27 protein-coding genes are annotated in these 23,920 nt (G+C 29.1%); all 27 read right to left on the bottom strand.

The features are described from left to right. Positions 1 to 6: 6 nt before the first annotated feature. On the bottom strand, positions 7 to 1,185 hold the full coding sequence (locus BMY33_RS23800; protein WP_091409308.1) for a YHYH protein: 1,179 nt from the start codon (positions 1,183 to 1,185) through the stop codon (positions 7 to 9). A 194-nt stretch (positions 1,186 to 1,379) separates the two neighbouring features. Beyond that, positions 1,380 to 2,402 carry a hypothetical protein gene (locus tag BMY33_RS13295; RefSeq protein ID WP_091409311.1) on the bottom strand — a complete coding sequence of 341 codons (1,023 nt, stop codon included), beginning with the start codon at positions 2,400 to 2,402 and terminating at the stop codon, positions 1,380 to 1,382. A gap of 137 nt (positions 2,403 to 2,539) precedes the next feature. Next, a complete protein-coding gene (locus tag BMY33_RS13300; protein WP_091409314.1) occupies positions 2,540 to 3,229 on the bottom strand; it encodes a VOC family protein in 690 nt (229 codons plus the stop codon). A 191-nt stretch (positions 3,230 to 3,420) separates the two neighbouring features. Next, positions 3,421 to 4,605: a serine hydrolase domain-containing protein gene (locus BMY33_RS13305; protein WP_244543016.1), complete on the bottom strand. Its 1,185-nt coding sequence runs from the start codon at positions 4,603 to 4,605 to the stop codon at positions 3,421 to 3,423. A 142-nt stretch (positions 4,606 to 4,747) separates the two neighbouring features. Then, complete coding sequence (locus tag BMY33_RS13310; protein WP_091409319.1) at positions 4,748 to 5,284, bottom strand: GNAT family N-acetyltransferase; 537 nt, start codon at positions 5,282 to 5,284, stop codon at positions 4,748 to 4,750. An 89-nt stretch (positions 5,285 to 5,373) separates the two neighbouring features. After that, on the bottom strand, positions 5,374 to 5,667 hold the full coding sequence (locus tag BMY33_RS13315; RefSeq protein ID WP_091409321.1) for a DUF1330 domain-containing protein: 294 nt from the start codon (positions 5,665 to 5,667) through the stop codon (positions 5,374 to 5,376). Between the two features lie 19 nt (positions 5,668 to 5,686). After that, entirely contained in the window at positions 5,687 to 6,592 is a 906-nt protein-coding gene (gene nudC / locus BMY33_RS13320; RefSeq protein WP_091409324.1) for an NAD(+) diphosphatase, read from the bottom strand. Further along, a complete protein-coding gene (locus BMY33_RS13325; RefSeq protein WP_091409326.1) occupies positions 6,585 to 6,920 on the bottom strand; it encodes a winged helix-turn-helix transcriptional regulator in 336 nt (111 codons plus the stop codon). The genes nudC and BMY33_RS13325 overlap by 8 nt, the downstream gene beginning before the upstream one ends. A gap of 179 nt (positions 6,921 to 7,099) precedes the next feature. Continuing rightward, the gene (locus BMY33_RS13330; protein ID WP_091409329.1) at positions 7,100 to 7,486 is read right to left on the bottom strand and encodes a hypothetical protein; all 387 of its coding nucleotides are present in this window, start codon (positions 7,484 to 7,486) and stop codon (positions 7,100 to 7,102) included. 65 nt (positions 7,487 to 7,551) lie between these two features. Next, on the bottom strand, positions 7,552 to 8,115 hold the full coding sequence (locus BMY33_RS13335) for a Crp/Fnr family transcriptional regulator (protein WP_091409332.1): 564 nt from the start codon (positions 8,113 to 8,115) through the stop codon (positions 7,552 to 7,554). A 253-nt stretch (positions 8,116 to 8,368) separates the two neighbouring features. Then, positions 8,369 to 9,757, bottom strand: a complete 1,389-nt coding sequence (locus BMY33_RS13340) for a S41 family peptidase (protein ID WP_091409334.1) — start codon at positions 9,755 to 9,757, stop codon at positions 8,369 to 8,371. Between the two features lie 87 nt (positions 9,758 to 9,844). Continuing rightward, the gene (locus BMY33_RS13345) at positions 9,845 to 10,711 is read right to left on the bottom strand and encodes an AraC family transcriptional regulator (RefSeq protein ID WP_091409337.1); all 867 of its coding nucleotides are present in this window, start codon (positions 10,709 to 10,711) and stop codon (positions 9,845 to 9,847) included. A gap of 512 nt (positions 10,712 to 11,223) precedes the next feature. Continuing rightward, positions 11,224 to 12,270, bottom strand: a complete 1,047-nt coding sequence (locus tag BMY33_RS13350) for a M14 family metallopeptidase (protein ID WP_091409340.1) — start codon at positions 12,268 to 12,270, stop codon at positions 11,224 to 11,226. Positions 12,271 to 12,358: 88 nt separating this feature from the next. Next, a complete protein-coding gene (locus BMY33_RS13355) occupies positions 12,359 to 12,946 on the bottom strand; it encodes a leucine-rich repeat domain-containing protein (RefSeq protein ID WP_091409343.1) in 588 nt (195 codons plus the stop codon). Positions 12,947 to 13,156: 210 nt separating this feature from the next. Then, positions 13,157 to 13,801 carry an alpha/beta hydrolase gene (locus BMY33_RS13360; protein WP_091409345.1) on the bottom strand — a complete coding sequence of 215 codons (645 nt, stop codon included), beginning with the start codon at positions 13,799 to 13,801 and terminating at the stop codon, positions 13,157 to 13,159. A gap of 102 nt (positions 13,802 to 13,903) precedes the next feature. Then, positions 13,904 to 14,278 (bottom strand): DUF2200 domain-containing protein, encoded by a 375-nt coding sequence (locus BMY33_RS13365; RefSeq protein ID WP_091409348.1) that lies wholly within the window; start codon positions 14,276 to 14,278, stop codon positions 13,904 to 13,906. Positions 14,279 to 14,369: 91 nt separating this feature from the next. Beyond that, positions 14,370 to 14,804 carry a DUF1801 domain-containing protein gene (locus BMY33_RS13370; protein ID WP_091409350.1) on the bottom strand — a complete coding sequence of 145 codons (435 nt, stop codon included), beginning with the start codon at positions 14,802 to 14,804 and terminating at the stop codon, positions 14,370 to 14,372. Between the two features lie 234 nt (positions 14,805 to 15,038). Further along, positions 15,039 to 15,692, bottom strand: coding sequence for a hexitol phosphatase HxpB (gene hxpB, locus BMY33_RS13375; RefSeq protein WP_091409353.1), 654 nt, complete (start codon positions 15,690 to 15,692; stop codon positions 15,039 to 15,041). 400 nt (positions 15,693 to 16,092) lie between these two features. Next, the gene (locus tag BMY33_RS13380; protein WP_091409356.1) at positions 16,093 to 16,617 is read right to left on the bottom strand and encodes a hypothetical protein; all 525 of its coding nucleotides are present in this window, start codon (positions 16,615 to 16,617) and stop codon (positions 16,093 to 16,095) included. A 4-nt stretch (positions 16,618 to 16,621) separates the two neighbouring features. Continuing rightward, on the bottom strand, positions 16,622 to 17,533 hold the full coding sequence (locus BMY33_RS13385) for a helix-turn-helix domain-containing protein (protein ID WP_091409479.1): 912 nt from the start codon (positions 17,531 to 17,533) through the stop codon (positions 16,622 to 16,624). A gap of 8 nt (positions 17,534 to 17,541) precedes the next feature. Then, positions 17,542 to 18,489 carry an SDR family oxidoreductase gene (locus tag BMY33_RS13390; protein ID WP_091409358.1) on the bottom strand — a complete coding sequence of 316 codons (948 nt, stop codon included), beginning with the start codon at positions 18,487 to 18,489 and terminating at the stop codon, positions 17,542 to 17,544. 204 nt (positions 18,490 to 18,693) lie between these two features. Continuing rightward, the gene (locus tag BMY33_RS13395) at positions 18,694 to 19,344 is read right to left on the bottom strand and encodes a CPBP family intramembrane glutamic endopeptidase (protein ID WP_091409360.1); all 651 of its coding nucleotides are present in this window, start codon (positions 19,342 to 19,344) and stop codon (positions 18,694 to 18,696) included. Positions 19,345 to 19,800: 456 nt separating this feature from the next. Continuing rightward, positions 19,801 to 20,391 carry a Crp/Fnr family transcriptional regulator gene (locus BMY33_RS13400; RefSeq protein ID WP_091409362.1) on the bottom strand — a complete coding sequence of 197 codons (591 nt, stop codon included), beginning with the start codon at positions 20,389 to 20,391 and terminating at the stop codon, positions 19,801 to 19,803. Then, a complete protein-coding gene (gene ribB / locus BMY33_RS13405) occupies positions 20,392 to 21,054 on the bottom strand; it encodes a 3,4-dihydroxy-2-butanone-4-phosphate synthase (RefSeq protein WP_091409364.1) in 663 nt (220 codons plus the stop codon). 377 nt (positions 21,055 to 21,431) lie between these two features. After that, on the bottom strand, positions 21,432 to 22,382 hold the full coding sequence (locus tag BMY33_RS13410; protein WP_091409367.1) for a hypothetical protein: 951 nt from the start codon (positions 22,380 to 22,382) through the stop codon (positions 21,432 to 21,434). 143 nt (positions 22,383 to 22,525) lie between these two features. Continuing rightward, on the bottom strand, positions 22,526 to 23,092 hold the full coding sequence (locus BMY33_RS13415) for a hypothetical protein (protein WP_091409370.1): 567 nt from the start codon (positions 23,090 to 23,092) through the stop codon (positions 22,526 to 22,528). Between the two features lie 210 nt (positions 23,093 to 23,302). Continuing rightward, complete coding sequence (locus tag BMY33_RS13420; RefSeq protein WP_244543017.1) at positions 23,303 to 23,887, bottom strand: LysE family translocator; 585 nt, start codon at positions 23,885 to 23,887, stop codon at positions 23,303 to 23,305. Positions 23,888 to 23,920 lie beyond the last annotated feature (33 nt).

The following is a 23,920-nucleotide window of genomic DNA, read 5'->3' on the forward strand; positions in this document are numbered from 1 at the left end:
AATTTTCTATTCTTTTACTTCTGTATAGCCAGGTAATCCGTGTAAACATTTTATAATTTGGTTATCACCTGGCGCACCTGCGTGATAATGGTATCCTCTAGTATCATCAAAATGTCCTCCACATTCATCTAAATCAGTAGGTTTACTTTCTTTTTTATTTGATAAGGAGTAAATACCAAATCCATCAATGGCATAACCAATAATTGGTGAATGTAAATCATTTTGTTCGATTTGTTTTGTTGATCCAGTTGCGGCATGATAATGATAACCGCCATGAGGATTTACATGTCCTCCATGATCATCTAAAGGAGCAATTGTGTGAGCTGCTAAAATTGCATGTGTTGGTGCTGGAGGGTCAAACTTTACACCATTAAATGCAAGTCCAATTCCATCTCTTCCTAAGTTTTGGGAAGAATTCAGATATTTCGGTGTTACCGGGATTACAAAAGTGGTTATTTGATCTTTAAAGTATTCAGGCAAGCATTCTACACAATAGTTATGATATTTTTCTTCTACATTTGGTTTCGCTGCTGCCAGACAACCTTCTTCAGTATCAGTAACCTTTATAGTTCCATTTTCTCGATATAATTTCCATTTATCATCACTATAAAATGTATCTAAGTTAGCTATAAAGTGGCCAGAAACATCATAAACTTTTCCATTCTCAAACCAAATCCCTGCTTTTTCCATTCCATCGTCAATATGTCTTGGACACCAAGGTCCCATTTGATGTTCGCTCGCTTGAGAATTTGTTTTGATAATATAGCATAGCGTCTCAATTCCATTCAGATCTATTGTTTCTTTTTGAATTTTTCCAATAATGTTTTCCAAAATAAAGTAATCTGGATTTACTGGAGTAACTTTTACAGAATTGTTGATTTCATTAGATAAATCACTTTTTCTATTGGTTTGATTAGGAGGTCTATTATTTGGATTTTTTGGTGTTTTTTTAAGTTCCGCTGCTGTCAGAAAACCATCAGTATTTATATCAATAGTAGAAAAGTTATCGATTAGCGGCCCCTTAACTTCATTTTTAGACAATTTACCATCTTTATCCGTATCTAAATCCGTAATTAATTGATTAGATGATAGTTTTTGGTTGGGGTCTTGTTCATTTTGTTCTTGATTCGATTTACAGGAAATTAAGAGAACAAAAGTCAAGATGATAAAAAGTATGTTTTTCATTTTGATCGATATAGTTAGCTTATTTGACTGACCTGATTATAAAAGGTTTAATATAAAATTAAATAAATATTCTGTGATCAAAAAGTTTATACTTTCTTTTAGTATAACATCTATAAATATACAGGAACCTATCAATTTATTTTTCGGATACCAGTGTGTTTTTATGAATAAGAGTGAAGACAAAAAAACAATTGTTATGTCCTGTTTTCTAAAGCATACATTATTTGGTTTTTGAATTCAATTTTATTATCGATATGTAGTACTAAGTTTTTGTAAGTGCGTTTAATTCCATAAAGCCCAATCAACGTGTTTTCTTCTTTTAGCCTGATAACGATATTATGACTTTCCAATTCCCCTAAAAATGATAGTTTTCTAGTGACTTTGTCTAATTCAATATCTTTTGATGAGACCTCTATACTATCGATATCTGTTAAATTAATGATAGTTTCATTCATAATTCCATAACGAAGGAATAATTTGTTGTTTTCGATTGATATTGGTCTTTTAAACATTGACTTTATAAAACCAAAAATCTGAATACCAGAATAAATACTCAAAAATGTTAAAATCCAAGCGGTAGGAGTATTCCATTTAGAAAGAAGAATATGAAATACGACAGTTTCTATAGCGATGATACATATAATAGCGGTTAATAAAGATATTGTCCCGCTATTTTTATGATACGAAAATTCATTTTCATTGAGTTTTCTTTTTTTCCAATAAATAAACCCATAATATAAAACGGCAATTTCCATGACTACAGGGTTTACTGCGCCTTTAGGAAGTATTTCTAGGCAAGTATTCTTTAAGGCGGTAAAAAAATCGACGGATTTATTTCTGTTTGATTTGTAACGTTTTATTGCCTTGGTTAAATTGTAAATTACATACGACAGTATAGAAAGTTCTAAAACAGGAAATATCCAAGTCTTAAAAAGGTTTAAATAATATTGGTTTTTAGGTGGAATTATTACATAACAAACTACCATTCCAATAATCAAAAAAGAAATAATACTAATCTTAGGGACTTTGGTTTTTCTAATTAATAAAAAATATACAAAAGGAACCGTTAATAATAAATCAAATGTAATTCCTATTGATAAGCTTTTTTGGTTAATGATAAATATTGGGGATTTTGTTATGAGTATCATAACACCAATAATCAATAGAGGAATTCCAAAAATAATTAGACTTCTATGAAAGTTTAATGCTCTATTCATGAATTGTAGTTTAATTACTCACAATACTCTTATTGTGACCTAATAATAAGTAATTAAAAATACAATTTTTTTGTATAAATATTCAAACAAAACGAAGTTAATAACCACGAATCTAGGATCAGTTAATAAACTCTGTATTAACTATATTCGTTTTTTATAGACGCTTTTATTTCACCATTTTTATATTCCAGATTATACTGTCGTCCATGATTATTTATAAGAATATTAAATGGTTCAGGTTTTATTTTAATTGAAGTAGGAAACCAAAAATCTTTTAAGTTATAGTTTGGTAGTAAAAATAACCCTTCTTGTGATCCATTTGTTCCAAATCTTAGGGGATCACCTTTCCAAAATTTGGTTCCAAAATTTTCTTGAAGCTGATTATTAATTTTTTCTACATTATCTGTAGGCATTCCTATTTCATTTACGCATAATACATCTGAAATTTTAAAATCTGTATTAGTAGTATTTTTCAGTTCATGTCTTACAATAAACTCGGCAATATTTCCACTAGCATCATAGAAGTAAAAAGAGTCAGCATTCCAACTTTCAAACCTTTGGGTTTTTCTTCCATTTTCTAAGTCTAAAATGGGAACTCTTTTTTCCATCCATTCCATTGCTTCAATCAATTTATTAGATGGTATTAAAAAACAATAATGATACTTATAATCTTTTTTAGATCTCTCAAAAGTTAGTTCGCTCCAACCTATTTTTAATGTAAAAAAGTTTAGACTACTTTCAATTATTTCAAATCCTAAAACTTCAGAATAGAATTGTTTTTCTAAATCTAGTTTATTTGTATATAACTTTAATTTTTGAATTTTCATTTTGTGGTTGATTTACCAATTACGTGTACTATTTGAGAAAACAAATAAAAGTACATTAATCTAGAAATTTTCAAATCTTTCACTCTAATGGTTACGTGATCTAAAAAATCAAGAGTTATTGTATTATTTTTTCTTGCATTTTTATGTTATCCAGAATCTATGATATAATGTGCTTATTATTTTTTAGTTTATTACTTTCCTGTTTTTTCGCTATAGAGCTCTATTTCATATTTAATTAAGGACTTCCAAATTGATTGAATTTCTGGCCAGTAGTTCTCATCAAAATCGGAATCAGTATTGGTTAGTAATATTTTTCCGGTTTCAGTTTTTGGGTTAAAATACATGGCGGTAGTTACTCCAGGATCAGAACCATTATGGCCAATTAAACTCCCTTTAACTTTAGCAAATTCATTACTAAATTCTATAAAAACCCCAAATTCTATATCCTCTTTTATATTAAGAAATTTATGAGGTTCAAATAATTTTTTATAGCCATCTTTACTTAAAAGTGTACCAGTTCCTTTATAGCCTTTAATTAGTTCAGTTAAGAACAACCCTAAATCATTATTAGAAGTGATAAAACCACCATCTGCATAAGTGATTAGAGAATACTCTGCTATCATCATTTTTTCATTTGCAAATAACCTGGATCGCTTTGTGGTGTCTATATCTTTTGATGACCAACCAGATGATGACATTTTTAATGGTTTTAATATGTGATCTTTTGTAAAAGATTGATAGTCCTGTTCTGTTGCAAACTCTATTATCTGTGCACAAAGAGCCGCAGCAATATTGGAATATTCTCTTGCTTTTCCAGGTTCATTGTTTGAGAAGGTTTCTTTTTTGTACCATTTCCCATTTTCCGTCAAACTATTTTTGATAAAATCAAGTAAAGAAATTTTGGCTTCAGGCTTACTAAACCAACCATAAACACCTTCATTGTCATTATGCTTTGACTTTTTTAGAACATAAGATTTTGCATATACTTCATCTAGATCAACTATAGAAGAACTATGATAGGCAAGGTGTTTAATTAAAATTGGTGTTTCAGGATAATTGGGATTAATAATTTTAAAAGGGAGATAGTTATTAATAGGATCATTAATATTTAATTTTCCTAGTTCTTGCGCTTTTAAAAGAGCAATACCAATTAGCGTTTTTGATATAGACGCAATGTTCTGTACTGTATTTATGGTATACTTATTTTTTTTATCTATGTCAGTATGTCCAAATCCATTTTCGTAAATCAATCCTTTATCATCAACCACAGATACAGAGAATCCAATGATAGCTTTTTTATTAAAGGCTGATTGTAAGTTTGTAGTTAGAGTATCACCTATAAAAGAATAATCTTTTTCAGGACTTTTCTCAATCATATTCTTTTGTTTACAAGAGAATATGATTGAGAAAACTATAAATAATAAAAATACATTCTTCATTTATTAGTTGCTTGTTTAATTTAGTTAATGCTGTTTTTTATTAATCTATAAAGCTTCAACTATTACTAGATAATATATTTTATTTATCAGCTATTTTTGAGTAGATATCTAAACTAATAAACTTGCCATTTTTCACTTCGCAATCTCTCATAGTTCCTTCTAAATTGAATTTAAGTTTTGCAAGAGCATTTTTGCAATTCATATTCTTTGTTTCTACAAAGCCTTCAATTCTATGTAATCCAAGACTATCAAAAGCATAATTAAAAATAAGCGGCATTGTTTCGGTCATAAATCCTTTTCCCCAATTTTCGGATAATAACCAAAAACCAATTTCTGCTTTTTTATTTTCTTTACTTAAGTTATTTAATCCGCCAGCTCCAAGAAAACTTCCATCATCTTTAGAACACACTGCCCACCAAATTCCATTTTGATTTTTCTCAAGATCAGAAAACCAAATCAATTGTTCTTTTGTAGCCTCTAGACTATCATAACTTACTCCATAATATTTTATAATATCGGGATGAGAAAGTCCTTTAAAAACATTTTCTAAATCTGAATTAACAAATTGTCTTAAAGTTACTCTTTCAGACTCTAAAATTGGAAATTTCATCTTCATTTTATATTCTGTTTCTAATGACTTACAATATTATAATATGCATCACAGTAGAGTGAAACACTACGAAACCATCTATAATTTATTACTTTTTATTCACTTATATAGGCTTCTAATTTAGAAAAAGCTTTATCACGGTAAGGTAATAATTCTTTATATTCATCGCTATTAAATACGTCATTTAATGATTTCATATTAGGAAACTCCATTATAGAAACTAAGCTTGGGCTATAATCACCTATTAGTGGTTTTGTTATTTTGAATTTATTAATTGGTTTTGCATCTACTTTTTTATAAAGAACCCCTACTTTTTCAAGATAGTGAGATAACTCTTCTTTACCATTTTGGTTTATTGTTGCTACGATTGTTACATTTACTTTTTCCATAATTTTTATTTAATTGTCTTTAACTATTTTGTTTTACCCATAACTCTATGAGGTAATTAGATATAGAATCATTTTTTGAAACTATAAGTTTATTTTCCTGTACCATTTTATTGATTTGATTGGCAGAAAACCATTGTGCTTTTTTTATTTCTTTATTATCAACTTTAAATTTTTTGTTCTTTGTTCTAGCAGAAAAACCTAGCATCAGAGATGATGGAAATGACCAAGGTTGTGATGCGATATATTCAATATCATCTACCATTAAATCAACTTCTTCTTTCATTTCTCTTTTAACGGTGTCTTCTAGGCTTTCTCCAATTTCTGAGAATCCAGAAAAGAGAGAACACATATAACCATATTCTTTTTCCTGCATATTTAACAAGCATAGAGGAGGGGATTTTTTTGGTTTATATTCAATTAATACAATAACTGCAGGATTGATTCTTGGAAAATGAAGTGAATTGCAAAGGTTATTTACACATTTTCTTCGATGTCCTTTTTCTTCTTTAATTGTTTTTGAACCGCAATTATTACAAAATTGATGTGTATTATTCCAATTTGAAATCCCTTTAGCATATGCTAGTAATGATGCTTCTTTTTCATTAATTATATGAAAACAATCTCGTACACATCTTAATTCAGAATAAGATAAAAAATCGGAGATAATTGTGAGTTCAATGTCTGATAAGTCAATACACCAAATCTCTTTTTTATTTACTACCCCGAGAAAGTATTTTTTATCTGTAAGAGCGATTAATTCTAATGGAACATGCATCAGGATATTATCTTTTCCTACTGATGTGGTTATAAAGAAATCATTTTTAAAAATTGGGATATAGGAAATTTCGTGAGATTTTGTTTCAATTTCACGTAACTCAACGCCTCTGTCAAAATCATAATTACTATAAGACTGCTCTCTACTCATTAGTGTCGAAGTTTTTTGCCCAATCTTTTGCCCAAGATTCTAAAGGTTTAAGTAATAGGAAAATTTCTTTTCCTTTATTGGTTAGGGCATATCCGTCAACTGTTCTCTCAATTAAAAAAGATTGAGTTAATTCTTTTAATCTTCTATTTAGTGTTGTTGGCGAAATGGATTCACATCTTTCTTGAAGTACGCGAAATGTACAAGAGCCTTCTTGTAACCTCCAGATGATTCCCATGGACCAACTTCTTCCTAATAGATCGAACAAGGCCATTAAATGATTTCCTGATTTAGATCCTCTAACTGGTTTTCCTGGTGTTGGTAATGACATATTTTTTATTTGCTACATAATTGGTAGCAAAGCTACATAATGTGTAGCAAATAAAAAAACAGTATTAATTATTTTAACAGTAATGAGGGGCTAAGGGTATTTTATTTTTGATTATGAAATGTACTCAAAAACAGATTTTGTTTAAAGATTAGCGCTAAGCCTGTGTACTAAAATCTGTATTAATTATAGGTGTTATTAGAGGCAGTTTTATTCAAATTAATCATTTGATTTATCCCCATATACAGAACTATGAGCGCTATAATTCCAATTATTAAGTTTCCTGCTTCCGTAATTTTGAAAGGATCAATTATGATAAGTATTATACTACCTAAAACCCAAGTATAATCTTGAATAATGATCCATATAACAGCAGGTTTTCTCTGTTTTTTTATTTCATACCAGATAGTTGATCCAAAATAGATTAGTATTAATCCAATAATCCAAAAAATGGTATTATTACTAGTTCCAAACAATTTTGCTATTTTTTGATTTAATAAGATCATAATTAAACCTGACAGACTGGAGAATATAGCATTGATTCTTAAAGCTTCTTGTAATTTGTTCATTTTATAAAAATTTTGTTTTCACAAATTTCTATAAATGGTGTCTAATCTCTCTTGACAAATGATAGTTAATTCCCTTTTCTTAGCCTGCTTAAAGACTCTGGCGTAATTCCTAACATAGATGCGATATATTGTAATGGAACATTTTTAAAAAGTTCTGGTTCTTCATTAAGTAAGCTGTTAAATCTTTGCTTAGCAGTAGTATGCAATTGAGAAAACATATTTTTTTCTAATAAAGCAAAAGAATTAGCTAATAAGAGATTATCAAACTCTAACCATTTAGGTTCTGTTTTATTCAGTTCAAAATGATTTTTTCTGTTAATCGTGTAAAGCTTACAATCAGTAATAGCTTGGATATTCCAATTATTGTTGGTTTCAAAAATAAAACTAGAAAGAGAGGTTATGAACTTGCCTTCACTACCAATCCATAATGTGATTTCTTTTCCATCTGCGATGTCATACATTCTCATGAAACCAGATTCGATAAATGCCATTTGTCGACAGATTTTCCCGGATTCGAGAAAAAACTCCCCCTTAGTTATTTCTAAAGGATTAAAAACTGAAAGAATATTATTCAAAGCGTTTTTATCAATAGATACTTGACTTAAAATACAGTTTTTTAATTTTTCCATTTAGTTTTAGTTATCGCCAATGTTTGATATATGCTGTAGTCGAGTAATTTGTTATTTAATTCTAGGTACTCTTGTTCAGAATTTAAGTGTTTTTAATTTTTAAATTTCAATATTATCATAAATATACAAGAACTGATTGACTATAGTCATATGCATATTGATGTTCACAATTCTTTTAAAGAATATAGTGAAAAGATATACATACTAAGAAATAGACTTCTTTAATTTCTTGAAGATTAAACAAGGTTTGTTGTTATTTTTTCTGCAATGCTTTTTTTAGATTTTCTTGATATACAGATAGATCAGGTGAGTTGTCTGCAGTTGCAAGTTCTACAGCTTTTTTATAATTTTTTATCGATTTATCGTAGTTACCAAGCTCCATTAATGCTTCAGCATAACTATCAAAACCATTTGCGGATTCTGGGTGTAAAATGGTATTTGCCTTAAATATGCACATTGCAATTTTTGACTTTTTATGTTCCATAAGATATTGATATCCTAACGCGTTGATTTCCCATTCTTCTATAATTCCTTTTTCTTTACAATCCTTTAGAGTAGTCAGAATGTTTTTTTCAGAATTTACTTCGTCATAATTCTCTAATTTTGATAGAAGATTAATAAAAGTATTGGTATAGAATTCCTTTAACTTTTTTCTGTATTGATCAGCAGCTGTTTTTGCTAATTCGTGGGTTTTATTAAGTGATTCATCACTAGATACTTTGATTTCCGGAACGACACCTACACCTTCCCAATTTGTTTTTGTGATGGGATTAATTGCTTTTCCGGTTGGTATGAAAACACTTAAGAATTCATTAATAGGGTTAGTGCCACCAGGATTCGCTCCTCCACCTGTGGTTTGTCCTACTAGGGTTGCACGTTTTTGTGTTTGCATATTATATGAAAATTCTTCAGCACCCGAAAATGTTCTTTTACTAGTTATAACAAATAATGGAACATCAATCATTTTTGTACCATCCACTTTATCAAGTGTATAAAAATCAATTGTTTTATTACCTTCTCTAAAATAGAGGCTATTTAAATGAACACCTCCTTTAAAAAAATAACTACATAAATACTTTACCATATCAGGATCTCCACCACCATTTTTACTTAGGTCAATAATTACTGCATCTGTATTTGAGATAAGCTTCATGTATGCGTCTGCAATTATTTTTCCTTCTTTATAATAAGTGAACCCTCTTAAATCCAGATATCCTATATTTCCTTCCAGTACTTTTACATTATTAAATCCAGCATTATATTCTTTTTTCCTTTTGAGGTTATAAATTTTTTCTTCAATAAGACGCTCAGGAGTCATAGAGGGTTGTTCATATGGAGGCTGACTCATGATTTTCATATGTTTGTCATTATTGATTGATTGTACAGATTTAGTAAGTGCTTCAGCAAAACTTTCATTTGTTACAAACTGATCAAAATGTTTTTTGTCAAATTGTTTCTTTAAATGTTCCTCAGTTTTTTTTGCAACATCAGGAAAAACATACCTGTCATTCATCAATTTAGACAAAGTACTAATAACCTCTTTTTTATACTTTTCACTTAATTCAATATCTTGAGAATTGATAGTTGTGTGACATAGTAATAGGGTTGAAAGAAGGAAAAAATATTTACGGATTACTATCATTGTTTTAAATTTTTAAACGAAATTAAAAAAAGGAACTTTTATAAAATTGTAAAAAAGTAAACCGCGAAGAAAATAATCCCAAATGTATTATGACGTGATTGGGTCGTATTGATTCGTGAATCGTTTTAAAATGTTACGATTGGCAATTTCAATCAGATTTGATTTTTGCGAAAAAAACTTAAAAGGCGTTATTTTAAAAATAGTATTAAAGTCTTTAATAAAATGTGCTTGATCATAAAATCCAGCCTCTAAACCAATAGAGGTGAGGCTCATATCTGGAAACTCTTCTCTAAGTTGTAGGATTCTATTCATTCTCCAAATTTGTGAGACCTTTTTAGGAGAAAGTCCCACTTTATTTATAAAATGTTTGTGCAGCGTAACTTTACTTACATTAAATTCTTCAAATAATTCACTAACCTTAATACTTCCGTGTCTATACATAATAAAGTTTAATTGAGCTCTTAAACTTTCGTCGACGGACATAGTTTTTGACAATAAGCTATTTGTAAATTCATTAATAAGTTGTTCTTGTATAATAGCTTTACTTTTTAAAGAAATTTGTTTGATTAGTAGATGAGATGTTTTATCAAGAGGGAAAACTTTTTCTATATCAATGATACTGTCATTAAAATTTATTAATGGATTTTTGATAAGATTTGCAAATGCAAAAGGCTTGAACCTTACGCCTGTAATATTGATTGCTTTTTTAGATTTAAAACTAAGAGAAGTATTTGTTTGTCCAATAAAATAAGCTCCCGGATATAGATGTATCCATTTGGTTTGCGAATTACTCCTTACCATACAGGGAGAATCAATAAATATAATATTAAATGTACAGGTGGGTAGAAACATTTCTAAAGGATTTTCTGTCAATTGTTCATCTGAAAAAATATGCCAATAGCTTTCTACATGATGCGAAAATAAATGATCAGGTAGCGTTTCTTTGTACTCCATCTTAATGTATACTAGTTATGTTATTTTTAATATAAACCTTAAACCAAAACCTAATTAATTATTGTATAATAATAATCATTCTTATAAACTTAAATTTACGTCTTTATTATTTTAAAATTCTTAATATCATCTGAATTTACATAGTAAAGGAATAATAAAATCAGTTAATTAGTTTGTTCAAATATCATCAAAAATGAAGCCAGTTTATATAAAATTTACTTTTGGCTAAGTATCTAAATAGTAATTTTGAAAATATCTTATTTACTACTTTATTATTTCTTTTATTTTTTCAATTATATCCTCTAAATTAAAAGTAGGGAGTGGTAATTTATGCTCCATAATATTATTTGAAATTCCATAGGATGTTTAATATATCTAATGTAGCTGTGAAAAAAACATCTAATTTTGAGTGTTTTTTTATATTATATTCGGTTTAAAATCAACAGACTCATATGAGTTTATAGGAAAATTTCTAGAACCATTTGGATATTTAATACACTAACATAAAACATCTAGTTTTTCACATAAGTACTAATACACATGACTGTATCATCAATATTTATCGGTGGTGTAGCAAGCATATACAAAACAATACCATCATTGGTTGCTTTATACTCTTCTAAGAGAACACCAAACTCATCGGTAGTATAACCAATAATATCATTTTTACTTACTTTATCTCCAGCTTTATAATTACTATAAAAAATACCTTTTACATTGGCATTTATATAAGTTTGATTATTACAATGAATAATGTTTTTATGAGCTCCCGTTCCATTGAAGTACATATCCATAGTCTGAAGCATATTGTAGATACCTTTTTTAATCAGGTCGACGTTCTCATGTTGTACATTTCCTAATTTACCACATTCAATACTTAATGCTGTTTTTCCATCTTGAACTGCTTGTTTAAATGTATATTTTGCAGGTTCCTCGTCCGAAATAGTATATGGGTAGGAGACAACATATTCAAATCCACTATTTTCAGATAACTTCTTCGCTAAAGCAGTCTGATTTGGTTTTTTGGTATTATTATAATAGCATACGAAAGGGATCAAATCTTCGCAAGCATCTCCACCATGTACATCTAAAAAAACATCGCTTTCGGGAATAATATTTGTAGTGATAAAATATGCTATCTGTTCGGTGATGGTACCATCTTTTTTTCCAGGGAAGGCATTGTTTAAATTTTTCTGATCCTGTGGATTAATAAATGGAGTTCGTGTTAAAAAAGAGGCGATATTAGCAATAGGGATGATAATAAGTGTTCCTTTAAGATTTTCCGCTTTTATTTCTTTTAATAATTTTTGCGTAGCAACAATTGGTGGATATTCATAACCGTGAACACCTGCTACTATAGTGAAAACTGGTCCATCAATTTCACCTTTTATTATTGATATTGGTAAGTGACCAGAATTTCCTTTAGCATCAGAAAATTCGACACGAATATTTTCTTTAGTAGATCTTACTTCTGAATTGAAAGCTTTTTGAAAGGCATTCTGTCCAAGTGCAACTTGAGTAGCAGAAAATATCATAAGATATAAAAGTATTCTTTTCATTAGATTTTAAATTTTGTTCAATCTTTTTACTAAAGATCTAGTTTATGTTGTACAACATAGTCTCTTATTAAGAGATATAACTGCTCTTTTAATTACCAAAATAGTGAGGTAGCAATTTTTTAATTCTTTCTATTTCTACATCTGAAAATTTAGCGTGAGAAAAATAAAGAGTTTCTAGTTTTGTCAAATTTTTTATTGACTCTGGAAGTGTTATTAGTGGATTAAAATCTAAATCAAGTTTTTTTAGATTGGTTAAATTACCTATTGATTCTGGAAGATTAGTTAATCCATTAGCTTTTAATCCTAAAAATTCGAGCTGTGTCATTTCGCCAATTTCTTTAGGAATTACTCCTAATCTATTCCCTCCAATTTCTAAAACTCTAATTTTCTTCATTTTAAAGATAAAATCAGGGATTTCTTCGAATTTATTATGATGTAGTCTTAAGTATTCAAGGTTAACTAATTTTGCAATATCCTTTGGGATCTTTTCAAGACCTTCATCTCTTATTTGTAGACCTCTAACTTTTTTTGGATCCTTTAGAGCTTCTTCTAGCGAATAATATATTAGTACTGAACCTATTTCTGTATGTTCCCATAGTTCTTTAGTCTTTTTTTGAGAATATGTATTTATAATAAAGCCTAGAGAGCATATGATTAGTAAAGTTATTTTTTTCATTTCCTTGTCTTAATTAACTACAGTGATAAATATATGTCAATTAGGGTAGAAAACAAGCGATTATTTTAGGTTTAGCCACAAGCTAAATCTGTTACATTTTGTTTGTCTTTTAATTCGGAGGTTTAAAAAATCAATCGTCTTTGTAAATAAATATGAGCTTTTAGATTTAGCATTTATCAGCAATGATTAACGTACAGTTATCCATTACTGTTATTCTAGATTGTAATTTCCATATGCCCATTTTACTGACGGATTAATCCATTCTTTTAAAGGCTTAAATAAAAATCCGTGACCCATTCCTGTATTTAATTCAATTTCTTTAAAGTGTTTTATTTCGCAACGTGAAGTTTTCTTTCGTTCTAAAGCGGAAACTCCAAATGAATCAGATTTTTCATAAATCGTTAATACATTTCCGCAATAATTAATTTCAGGTATATTTTCAATATCACTATTCCTAAAACTAGCAATGAATACAAAGTTTAAATCTTGATTATTTGACAAAGTCGAAACATATTGGGCAATATATCCACCTTTTGATGTTCCAATTACAGTTATTCTTTTAGGTCCAACTCCTATTTTTATTAAGCTATCGATTTGATTTACAATACCAACTGAGTATTCTCTAGCGTTAACATTTCCATTTCTTTTTTCGCTAATAACTTTTAAACCATTTTTTTTAAATTCATCAATAATTTCATTGTATTCAGTTCTTCCGAATTCAGGGTGTAATTCGTCTAAATCATGTTCCTCTAAAAATCGATTATGAAGAAAGAAAATATACCGATCATCATCTTCAGTATTGCAAGCGAATAAAATCGTACAAAAAAGAATTATAGTCAATAAATTTATTTTCATTGGTTATATGATGTTTTTGAAATAATAGATGGAAATTTCATTTTATTGAGAATGGACATCATAGATAATGTAGGTGTTAGTATTTTATAATGATCAGGTGTTTTATTTATCTTTCCGAAGAATTTTCTCCATTTTACGACCTCTTGCTAATTCATCAATCAACTTCTCCAAACGCCTACATTGTTTATACACTTCAAATTCATCTTCTATTTCTTCAATTCGATAACCGCAAACAACTCCTTTAATCATGTGCGCATTGGGATGAATTTTTGCTTTTTCGAAAAAAGTTCTAAATGTTACTTTCTCTTCAATAAGCTTTTGTAATCTATCTTCATTGAAACCAGTTAACCATTCTATTACTTGATGGAACTCTTCTTTTGTTCTGCCATGCTTTTCCAATCTATTCCAGTAAAGAGGGTAAATGGATGCAAAAATCATTTTTGCGACTTTTTCATTTTTTTCAGCTGTAACTTTCATTTTTAACTGGATTTTAATTTTATATCAATTGATACTAATTGTGTACTATATGAAGATTATGGCAGTTAGTAAACGTTTCTTGTTAGGTAAGTTAATTTCTACATGCACATTCATGATGTTCGTTGAGATATTCTATTGTTTCTGTACAGAGTTTCTCTAAAATAGAAATGTCAATATCGGCAAGTTTTTTTACATAAATACAGGCTTTCCCCATTTTAAATTTCCCGAAATCTTTTAATAATTCATCACTTTTATCAGTTTTCGAATATATATAAAGCGAAAATTGTGCTTTTCGTGGTGAGAAACCGAGCAAAGGAGCATCCCCTTCATGTCCACTAGCATATTTGTAATGATAACTACCAAAACCAATAATAGTCGGTCCCCACATTTTAGGCTCAAATCCAGACCATTTTTCCATTAATTCAATTAAATTATTACTGTCGATTTTCTTTTGCTCATTGTCCACGTAAGAATTAATAAAATCGATTACATTGACTTTAGTTTGAATTGTTTTATTCTTTGCCATGTAGTATTAATTTAATTATGTTTGGAATGCAAGTTAATGTTTAATATATCTGTTGTTACTTAGTAAATGTTGAGCTAACAAGATACATTTTTAGTATAGATTTTATCCATTCAATTTCATTTTTTCAGCTTATAGACAATGTTTAGGTTATTATCAGTTCCAGAATTAAAAGTAGAGAACTTTTGATTAAGCACTAAATTTCGTTTTGATTATTACCATTGTTAGTAGTAGGTTTTAGTTAAGTAATTTCATTCCTTCTTTTTCAAAACAGTTGATTTTATAATCAGCTAACTCAAAGTTGAGCTTGTTATTTCCATTAGTGAAGGCAATGACTGTCATACCTGCTTTTTTTCCTGCTAACATACCAGAATGAGAATCTTCAACTACTAAACAATTTTCTGGTTTTATATGTAACTTTTTTGCTGTAGTAAAATAAACTCCAGGGTCAGGTTTACCTTTTTCTTCGAATTCAGCAGATGAAATAGCATCGAATAGATGTAAAATATTTATTTTATTTAAAACTATAGGAATAATTTTATTTGGGGAATTAGTGGCTAATCCAATTTTATAGTTTTTGATTTTTAGTTTTTCAATGAATGATTTTACTCCAAAGATTTCACAATTTTCTGTTTCAATCAAACTAATGACTTTTGAAATAACCATTTGTTCCACAGTATTAAGGTCTTTACCTTTCCAAGGGAATTTATTATACCAAAATTTAGTAACCTCATATGTGGTCATAGATTTTGTGATTTCAGAATGTTCTTCAGTTACTTTGACACCTAACGAAGTAAATGTTTCATATTCAGCTTTTTTCCAAAGTTTTTCAGAATCAACTATTACTCCATCCATATCAAAAATAACAGCCTTCTTATTTGATAGATTCATTTTTATAATTTTTACCTTACCATTCTCAAATTTAAATATCAATCCAAAGAAAACTCTAACGTTCTTCGTATAAGAAATTAAAGGCAGGTGATAGTAATGCGTTTCTAATTGGTATTAGGTCAAATATAAATATCTTACTTTATTGTAACCTGAATTCAGTAATATTTTCTTTAGTATCAAAAATATCAGGATAGTATTTTTTTGCGTTTAATATTTTTTCTAGTTGTTAACGCTCCAGTTGTGTTAGTTCGGGATTAGATATACATTAGCCAAAACCTTTAATTTTGTTTTATCTTTTTCCTAAAGCTAAATCAAAAGATTTGATCGACAATATAAAAATATAGTAAACTTTGGGTTATGTACCAAAACTCGTATTAATTATTAGTATCCTTGTGTGTTGTTATTTTTTTAAGTTCAAGTTTTCTTGTTTATTAACTAATTCCAATTGCTTTTTGTAAGTTTCAATTCTTGCGTGGGCAGTTCCGTCCACTAATAAAATAACGATCATCATAGCAATCGTTGTGATACTAATTGCTCGCCAAGTTGGACTGTCTATAAAAATAATTAGTAAGGCGGCTACAATGATTATTATCGGAATAGCCTTGAAAACTATTGTTCTGTATTCCTTCAAAGTGCTTTCAGCGCGTACAATTTCTGATTCTAAAAATGCTGATTTATCTTTGTTGTAGGCAGTTTCAAATTCTTTAATTCTTGATTTATTAGTAAAAAATAACCCGAGTCCTATAGTCAAAAGTAAAACACCTGCTACCACGGTAGGTATGATGTAAGCTTTGGAAATTTCAGTTTTTCCCAACTGCCAAAATCCTAAACTTGCTGCCATAAATACAAGCCCGAAGAGAATGAAAAATGGGGTTGAAAAAAGTTCTGCTTTTGCCCAATCAGTTGCTGTTTTTAATATATCCATAATTTTAATTCATTTTATATAGTTTTCTGTACTCAGTAGGACTTATACCTTCTTTCTTCTTAAATAATCTTGAAAAATATTGCGGATACTCAAACCCCAATTCATATGCAACTTCCGAAATACTTTTATTCGGTTTCAACAAAATGTTTTTTGCTACATCAATCAAGTATAATTGTAAGTGTTCGGTTGTAGTTTTACCAGTTTCACTTTTAAGTGTGTCACTCAGGTAGCGCTGCGAAACTGACATTTTATTTGCCATTTTTTCTAAACTTGGAATACCTTTTTCATGTAATTGTCCTGATTCAAAATAATCTTCTAATTGTTGATTAAATTGCACTAACAAATCATTTGATAATTCTTTTCGATTTAGAAACTGTCTTTCATAAAATCGATTGGCATATTTTAAGAGCGTACTTAAATGAGAAAGGATAATATCTTTACTAAATTCATCTTGGTTATTTTGATATTCTATTTCAATATTTTCCGCAATTGATTCTATCTGCCTTTCTTCTTTTGGCGAAAGATGTAGTGCCTCATTTGCTGAGTAGGAGAAGAATCCATATTTCTTTATTTGTTGTACTAGTTCTGTTCCTTTTAGAAAATCTTCATGGAAGTTTATTGAAAAGCCTTTTTGCTCAAAGACTACGTTATCATCCCATTGTAAAACTTGTCTTGGCGAAATGAAAATTAAAGCACCATTAGTAAAATCATATTTTGTTCGTCCGTAGTTTAAGTTTCCTTTCACAAACTTCTTTAAACTAATAGAATAACATTCGTTAGTTATAGGTGGTGAACTTTTTCTTGGACAAGGAAGGTAACCATTTACTTTTGGAGTAAATATACTCAGCATAGGATGTTCAGGAAGAGGAAGTTCAAGATAATCTAAATAAGATGATAATGTTTTAAAATGTTTCATTACACTAATTAAAAATTCCATTTAAAATTTATTGCTTTTTCTGATACATCCCAAAGTTTCTCCATTACAGGTTTATCCTTTGCGTGTGGCTCTAATTTACACTCGCCAACGGGACCAGTCCAATAATTTCTTCCTGTGGGACCATAAAAACCTCTTTGATCAAGATTTGGTTCTGTAGCACACATCAATTCTGGATATGAACCTTTTTCAGCCGATTGTACCATAGGAGATAATTTCATTAATTGCCATATGAACCTAGTTATTAAACTACCATTGGTTTTGATTAGAGAGGTTGAAGAAGCACCTGGGTGACAAGCATAAACTTTTAAGTTAGTTTTACCAGCTTTTTTTAACCTATCTTGTAATTCATATACAGACATGATTTGTGCTAGTTTACTTTGGCTATACACACCATTAGGGCTATAATTTTCATCCCAGTTCATATCATCAAACTGTATGGTTTTAATCCCTAAATTATACCCCATACTTCCTACAGTTACAATACGCCCTTTCGATTCTTCTATTCGTGGATATAGCAGAGCTTGAAGTAAAAAGTTGCCATAGTGATTTACACCAAGCTGACTTTCGAAGCCATCAACCGTTAACGTTTGTTTTGGTACCTGGGCAATGGCCGCGTTGCACATCAAGGCATCTATCTGAAGAACTTTCTTAAGAACTTCTTCTGCAGCATTTTTTACAGAAGCTTGTTCTGCCAAGTCCATACGTATATTAGATACATCTACATTACCTAGTTCTTGTTTCAAAGCCGTGATGGTATCTTCTGATTTTTTTGGATTACGATTAAGCATTACCACTTTTGCTTCTTTGGATAACAATATTCTTGCTGCTTCAAATCCTGTTCCGCTTGTAGTACCTGTTATAACGAATGTTTTACCTTTAAGAGACCCAATTCTCTCAGGTGTCCATCCTTTTTTACCAAATTGATTTGTCTTCATTTTTGCTTATTCTTTTGGTTCAAATTAATAAGGCAAAGGTATATGTGAAGTGATCTTAACTTCTTATACAGATTTTCAGATATTGTATACTTTTTGGTTTGTTTTAATTACGCAGAACGTATCATATAAGAAATTAAGGGCAGCTGATAAGCCATTTGTTTTCTTATATCTTGAATAAATATATAGGTTTTGCGTATTAGATCCTTACAGCCATCCGTAATACATAAAAATTAAAGCAACGGTATCAATAAAACCATGAACCGCGATGTTGAACCATAAATTGTTCTTTCGGATATGGAAAATGATGGCTAGGATCATACCTATAGTACCTGTTACAATCTGTCCTGTTATTCCTTGATATGCATGAGAAGACCCAAAAATAAACCCAAAGAGTAGAATGTTAATGACAAGGCTAATTTTGCTTGAACCAAAAAACTTAGTAAACTGTTTCATAAGGTATCCTCTAAAAACAATTTCCTCGGCGAATGCTGCCGATAAAATCATATAAACAAATAGCCCCAATATAGCTGGTAGATTTCCAACAAATTGTTCAAATTCAGAATAGTCTATAGGTTGCCCTGTAAAGTACGTAACACTTGGTAGCAATACATATCCATTAAAAAAGAAGATAACGATACCTAATAGTGGAGCCTGAATTAATAAATCTTTTGCACTTGTCCTTTTGCCGTGAAAACCTAAAGAGCTAAAAAGTTCTTTTTTATATTCTATAGCACTTGCTATTATAAATATTAAAGCGGCTATAATCATTTGAAAATATCCTGATGCATATAACAAACAACAAAGAATGACAGCTATTATTGGAGTTAATTTTGTAATTAAAGAATTTTTATTCATTGTATTATCATTTTTTAATTTGAAGCAAAGTAAAAACGATAATACAAGAGAAACAGTGATATACAGCTCATTCTTACTGAATGGTATCAAAATAATAGCTGAATAATCATTATTTTATATAGCTACACTTAAACAGATTTATAAACTCTCATTTTTTATATCTATTAATGTTTATTAGAAAAGCTTTTGACCGTGATAGTAGATTTAATCAACAAAAATGATTTATCATTTTCAACTTTTTTGTAGCTATATTCAATATTTAAGAATGGTTTATTATCAAGTTAGTAATAATGAAATAGAAATCCAGAGATATTTATTCAGTTTATTATTAATAAAATTTAACATCTCGGCTATGGTTAGTACCCGAATATATGAACATTTAATTTTTGATTAAGCATTTGGTCATTTTTTATATTACAATAGACTTTAATATAAACTCGTATATTCTTTTCTAACTTATTTCGTTTTTAATAGGAATTTGGACTTGATTCTACTTAAAGTTTCTTGTGATATATTGATATAAGATGCTACAACCTTATTAGGAAGGCGTTTTACAATATTTGGATTAATTTTAAATAATTGTTTATATCGTTCCGATGCATTTAGAGTAGTAAATGAAATTAATCTTTTAGCGTTATTTACATATGCTTTTTCTAAATAGATATTGTAAAAATCTTTCCATTTAGGAATAATTTCCATTAAATATCTAAAGTCTTGGTGAGTGATGTATAAAAGTTCGCTATTTTCAATGGCTTGAATAGATTCTTGAGCAGGTTGATTTGTTATAAAACTAACTAGCTCTGTTGCAAATTGATTTTCAAAAGCAATGTAACGCGTAATATCTTTCCCTTCCTCATCGATATAGAACAGTCTTAAGCAACCTTTTATTACAAAATAACTTACTTGACTATTTTTTCCACTTGGAAGTAAAGTTTGATTTTTGCTTTTTTTTATTGTTTTAAAATAAGACAATACAATTTTTAAATCATGATCATCAATATCGATGTTCTTTTTTATGAAATTTGTGAGTTCATTATATTTTATCATTTACTTATAGTCTCTTACAAATTTACGATATTGAATAATATCTTGAATTGATAGGACAATCAAATCATGTTCTTTCGCAAACTGTATAATCGAATCATTTTTTGCCATTGTTCCATCATCATTCATTAGTTCACACAAAACAGCTTCAGGTTTTAAACCGGCTAGTTTCATTAAATCGATGCTTCCTTCGGTGTGACCTTTTCTCTCTAACACTCCATCATCGTTGGCTCTTAAAGGAAAGATGTGCCCGGGTTTAGCTAAATCACTACTTTTGGTATTTTCATTGCAAGCAACTTGGATAGTTTTCAACCTATCTGTAGCAGAAACTCCTGTGGTAACACCTTCTTTTGCTTCTATAGTAATCGTAAAAGGTGTTTGAAAACTACTAGTGTTTTCCTTTATCATATATGGTAAATTAAGTAGGTCAGCTTTTTCATTCGTCAAGCATAAACAGACAATACCACTACATTTTCTAATCATTAAAGCCATTTGATCAATAGTCATATTATGAGCAGAAAATATTAAATCACCTTCATTTTCTCTGTCTATATCATCAATTAAGATAATTCCATTTCCATTTTGAAGATTTGTTAATGCTTTTTCTATCCGTTCCTGACTATCGTTACCAAATAGTTTTAATTTATCTAACTCTGCAATTACCATTTTAAATTATTTTATTTGTTTTTCTTGTTACAAAACTAATGTTGTTTCAAGTCAAACTATTTGACCTAAGTCAATAAATAAATCTATTTTGGTAGTTACTCGAATAAGCTTTTATTTATAGATGGTAACTTATAAGCCTGAGAGATATAGTTTAAAGAAAACGAGATTTAATAATAATCCGATGATTTTTTATCTTGGTTTTTAGGTTTCTTATTTTTTAACTGAGTTTAAATTTAATAGGAGGGAAGTTTCTTAAATATTACAATTTTTTTGTCGCATTAAAACTAACATTTCGGTTATGATTCTTACAGGAATTAAGAGTAATGAGTTTTCGATTAAGGACCTAAATTTGTATTACTATTTGTTAATCACAGTTGTTATTGGTCTTCATTTTGATTTAATATAACCTTAGTAGATTTAATTCGACCTTTTATATTTGGTTGTTTTTTTAAGAACATATTTTTAAAAAGTTCTATTTTCTTTAAAAAAGTAAGGCTGTCCATTTTTTTGTTATAGCAACTAAAGTAGAATGTACTATTTTTAGATACGTCTAGTCTTGGGGCGAAAAGTGATTTAAGTCCGTTAAAATCTAGTTTTTGTGCTTGAAGTTCTTTTTCCGTAAAAATAGCGGTGGAATATTGTATTTCATTTAATAATGCTATTTCTTTTTCGGGTGTTGATCCAACTGCTACAAACCATGTTGGTTTTCTGTCTTCTATTTTTTTTGTTAAAAGTTGTTTCGTGTTATCGGAATAATAACGAAGCTGAATAATTATATATTTATTTTCGTCATCTTCCTTATTGACATTCTTAATGCATATTTCACTTCTTAAATTTTTTTCAAAAATATTACTAAGAAATTCATTTCCTTTTCCTCTATCAATAAAAATATTATAACCTAAACTATCTACCTTTTCTTCAAATTCGTTTATGTATTTAATCGTTTCTTCTGATTCTGCAATATAATTTCTGCCAATTTGATAGGGATTAACATAGTTACTTCGATATTGTCTATTTGCTTGTATTAATGCGGAACTTATTGTAGTTGTGTCATTGGTATAATAAAGAATTGTATTAATTTCTTTTGCAATGTTATTGGTTAAATTAGTAAGTTCTTCAACCTTCTTATTTCTTGCTATTATATGTTTATTTACTTCAGAAACGGATCCTCCGTAATGAATTGTTTCCATTTCTCTCTTAGCTTTGTAGTTATAAATTATTTCTTGAAAAGAATAGCCGCATAGTTTCATTAAAATTAAGCCTCCTAAAATGATGTAAATTCCATATTTAATAATGAGAAAGCCTATACTATCTTTTTCTGGTTTCATAAAGGTGAATGTATTAGTATATTTTTTTTAAAAAATATGTAAAAATTGTAGTTAACGCTAAATATATGAATCAGAACAAGTAAATATATACCAATCTATTGATTACTTAATCTCTATGATTACATACATAATATTACAGAGTATTATTTTTTTACTCGCCTAAAAACTCCTTCATAAAATAAGCCAGTTTCAATATCTTTTTCTGAGAATTGAACAGATTTCATATGGTATTCATCTTCATTTATCCATTTATAATTATAAATCCGATAAGTTCCTTTTGGTTCTCCTTCAAAAAACAGTTTTAATTTGATATCCCCATTTCCATTAATTATTCCTCTTCCATTTCCGGCTCTTGTAGTTCCAAAACTAGATAGATGATAAATTTCTTTTGTATTTGGGTTATAAGACCAAAAGATATGTCCATTGGGTTCAGGGCCATCGATAATTGATAATAAACTATTGTCAGTGTTGATTTCTTTTGAGATTGTGTGATGATTTGGGATTTTTATAGTCTCAGTTCCGTCACCCCAATTATGAGTCCAATCATCATTTTTGAGCGTCCATTCCCCAATAAATTTTTTAAATGGATTTCGTTTTGTTTCTTTTTGAGTCCTACCATTAGATTCAAATTCAATCAAGGTTTTTTGAGTATATCCGTTTAAATAGGATAGTATGAAGATTAGAAACAAGAGTTTTTTTATCAGTGTCATTATTTCAGTCTTGTATTGTTTTTTATTCAAATGTTAACTCACAATTTTCTAATTAAATACCTATTAATTCAACCTTACTTAAACAACTTGAGCATTTGTCATCAGCGATTTTTCTATTATAGAATCCAAATTGAAGGGCCTTAGTAAAATGTATACAGGTTTTTAAATTTACTATTTACAGTTATGTTTTATACACCGTATTGGCAACAGTTATTTTTTCATTAATGCTAATTTTATTCCAAGTGCGACAAAAATTCCACCAGTTATTTTGTCCAACCATATTTTTATTTTGTAATTTTTTCTAATCCGGTCAGAAAGTTTTGATGCAAATAGTGCTAAGATTAAACACCAAATTGTTCCCGTTAGTAAAAAGGTAATTCCAAGAATTAAAAATGGAAGAGAGCTTTGTACATAATTCGGGTCAATAAATTGCGGTAAAAAAGCTAGAAAGAATAAAGCTACTTTCGGATTTAGGATATTAGTTAGAACTCCGGAAAAATAAATCTTTTTGTAATTCACAATCTCATTTTGATTCCTTAATTCAAATTTTTCATCTGTTTTTTTGAATATTGCTTTTAATCCTAAAAATATCAAGTATGCTGCTCCTAAATATTTGATTATTTCAAAAGCTGCTGCAGATTTGGCAAGTATGATTGATAACCCTAACGTTGCAAAAATAATATGAAAAATTGCGCCCGTCGATATTCCTAATACAGATAAAATACCAGCTTTTTTTCCTTGCGCAATACTTCTTCCAAGAATATACATTGTATCAGCACCTGGTGTTAAATTCATAATCAATCCAGCTATTAAAAAAGCCTCAAAGTT

It is taken from the genome of Aquimarina amphilecti (assembly GCF_900109375.1).
Taxonomy (GTDB): Bacteria; Bacteroidota; Bacteroidia; order Flavobacteriales; family Flavobacteriaceae; genus Aquimarina; species Aquimarina amphilecti.

Bases quoted from the DNA above. Each gene is read 5' to 3' on its own strand.
- BMY33_RS23800 (WP_091409308.1), bottom strand. From the start codon at position 1,185: ATGAAAAACATACTTTTTATCATCTTGACTTTTGTTCTCTTAATTTCC.
- BMY33_RS13295 (WP_091409311.1), bottom strand. From the start codon at position 2,402: ATGAATAGAGCATTAAACTTTCATAGAAGTCTAATTATTTTTGGAATT.
- BMY33_RS13300 (WP_091409314.1), bottom strand. From the start codon at position 3,229: ATGAAAATTCAAAAATTAAAGTTATATACAAATAAACTAGATTTAGAA.
- BMY33_RS13305 (WP_244543016.1), bottom strand. From the start codon at position 4,605: ATGATTGAGAAAAGTCCTGAAAAAGATTATTCTTTTATAGGTGATACT.
- BMY33_RS13310 (WP_091409319.1), bottom strand. From the start codon at position 5,284: ATGAAGATGAAATTTCCAATTTTAGAGTCTGAAAGAGTAACTTTAAGA.
- BMY33_RS13315 (WP_091409321.1), bottom strand. From the start codon at position 5,667: ATGGAAAAAGTAAATGTAACAATCGTAGCAACAATAAACCAAAATGGT.
- nudC (WP_091409324.1), bottom strand. From the start codon at position 6,592: ATGAGTAGAGAGCAGTCTTATAGTAATTATGATTTTGACAGAGGCGTT.
- BMY33_RS13325 (WP_091409326.1), bottom strand. From the start codon at position 6,920: ATGTCATTACCAACACCAGGAAAACCAGTTAGAGGATCTAAATCAGGA.
- BMY33_RS13330 (WP_091409329.1), bottom strand. From the start codon at position 7,486: ATGAACAAATTACAAGAAGCTTTAAGAATCAATGCTATATTCTCCAGT.
- BMY33_RS13335 (WP_091409332.1), bottom strand. From the start codon at position 8,115: ATGGAAAAATTAAAAAACTGTATTTTAAGTCAAGTATCTATTGATAAA.
- BMY33_RS13340 (WP_091409334.1), bottom strand. From the start codon at position 9,757: ATGATAGTAATCCGTAAATATTTTTTCCTTCTTTCAACCCTATTACTA.
- BMY33_RS13345 (WP_091409337.1), bottom strand. From the start codon at position 10,711: ATGGAGTACAAAGAAACGCTACCTGATCATTTATTTTCGCATCATGTA.
- BMY33_RS13350 (WP_091409340.1), bottom strand. From the start codon at position 12,270: ATGAAAAGAATACTTTTATATCTTATGATATTTTCTGCTACTCAAGTT.
- BMY33_RS13355 (WP_091409343.1), bottom strand. From the start codon at position 12,946: ATGAAAAAAATAACTTTACTAATCATATGCTCTCTAGGCTTTATTATA.
- BMY33_RS13360 (WP_091409345.1), bottom strand. From the start codon at position 13,801: ATGAAAATAAATTTATTGACTATAATTCTTTTTTGTACGATTTTATTC.
- BMY33_RS13365 (WP_091409348.1), bottom strand. From the start codon at position 14,278: ATGAAAGTTACAGCTGAAAAAAATGAAAAAGTCGCAAAAATGATTTTT.
- BMY33_RS13370 (WP_091409350.1), bottom strand. From the start codon at position 14,804: ATGGCAAAGAATAAAACAATTCAAACTAAAGTCAATGTAATCGATTTT.
- hxpB (WP_091409353.1), bottom strand. From the start codon at position 15,692: ATGAATCTATCAAATAAGAAGGCTGTTATTTTTGATATGGATGGAGTA.
- BMY33_RS13380 (WP_091409356.1), bottom strand. From the start codon at position 16,617: ATGGATATATTAAAAACAGCAACTGATTGGGCAAAAGCAGAACTTTTT.
- BMY33_RS13385 (WP_091409479.1), bottom strand. From the start codon at position 17,533: ATGAAACATTTTAAAACATTATCATCTTATTTAGATTATCTTGAACTT.
- BMY33_RS13390 (WP_091409358.1), bottom strand. From the start codon at position 18,489: ATGAAGACAAATCAATTTGGTAAAAAAGGATGGACACCTGAGAGAATT.
- BMY33_RS13395 (WP_091409360.1), bottom strand. From the start codon at position 19,344: ATGAATAAAAATTCTTTAATTACAAAATTAACTCCAATAATAGCTGTC.
- BMY33_RS13400 (WP_091409362.1), bottom strand. From the start codon at position 20,391: ATGATAAAATATAATGAACTCACAAATTTCATAAAAAAGAACATCGAT.
- ribB (WP_091409364.1), bottom strand. From the start codon at position 21,054: ATGGTAATTGCAGAGTTAGATAAATTAAAACTATTTGGTAACGATAGT.
- BMY33_RS13410 (WP_091409367.1), bottom strand. From the start codon at position 22,382: ATGAAACCAGAAAAAGATAGTATAGGCTTTCTCATTATTAAATATGGA.
- BMY33_RS13415 (WP_091409370.1), bottom strand. From the start codon at position 23,092: ATGACACTGATAAAAAAACTCTTGTTTCTAATCTTCATACTATCCTAT.
- BMY33_RS13420 (WP_244543017.1), bottom strand. From the start codon at position 23,887: ATGAATTTAACACCAGGTGCTGATACAATGTATATTCTTGGAAGAAGT.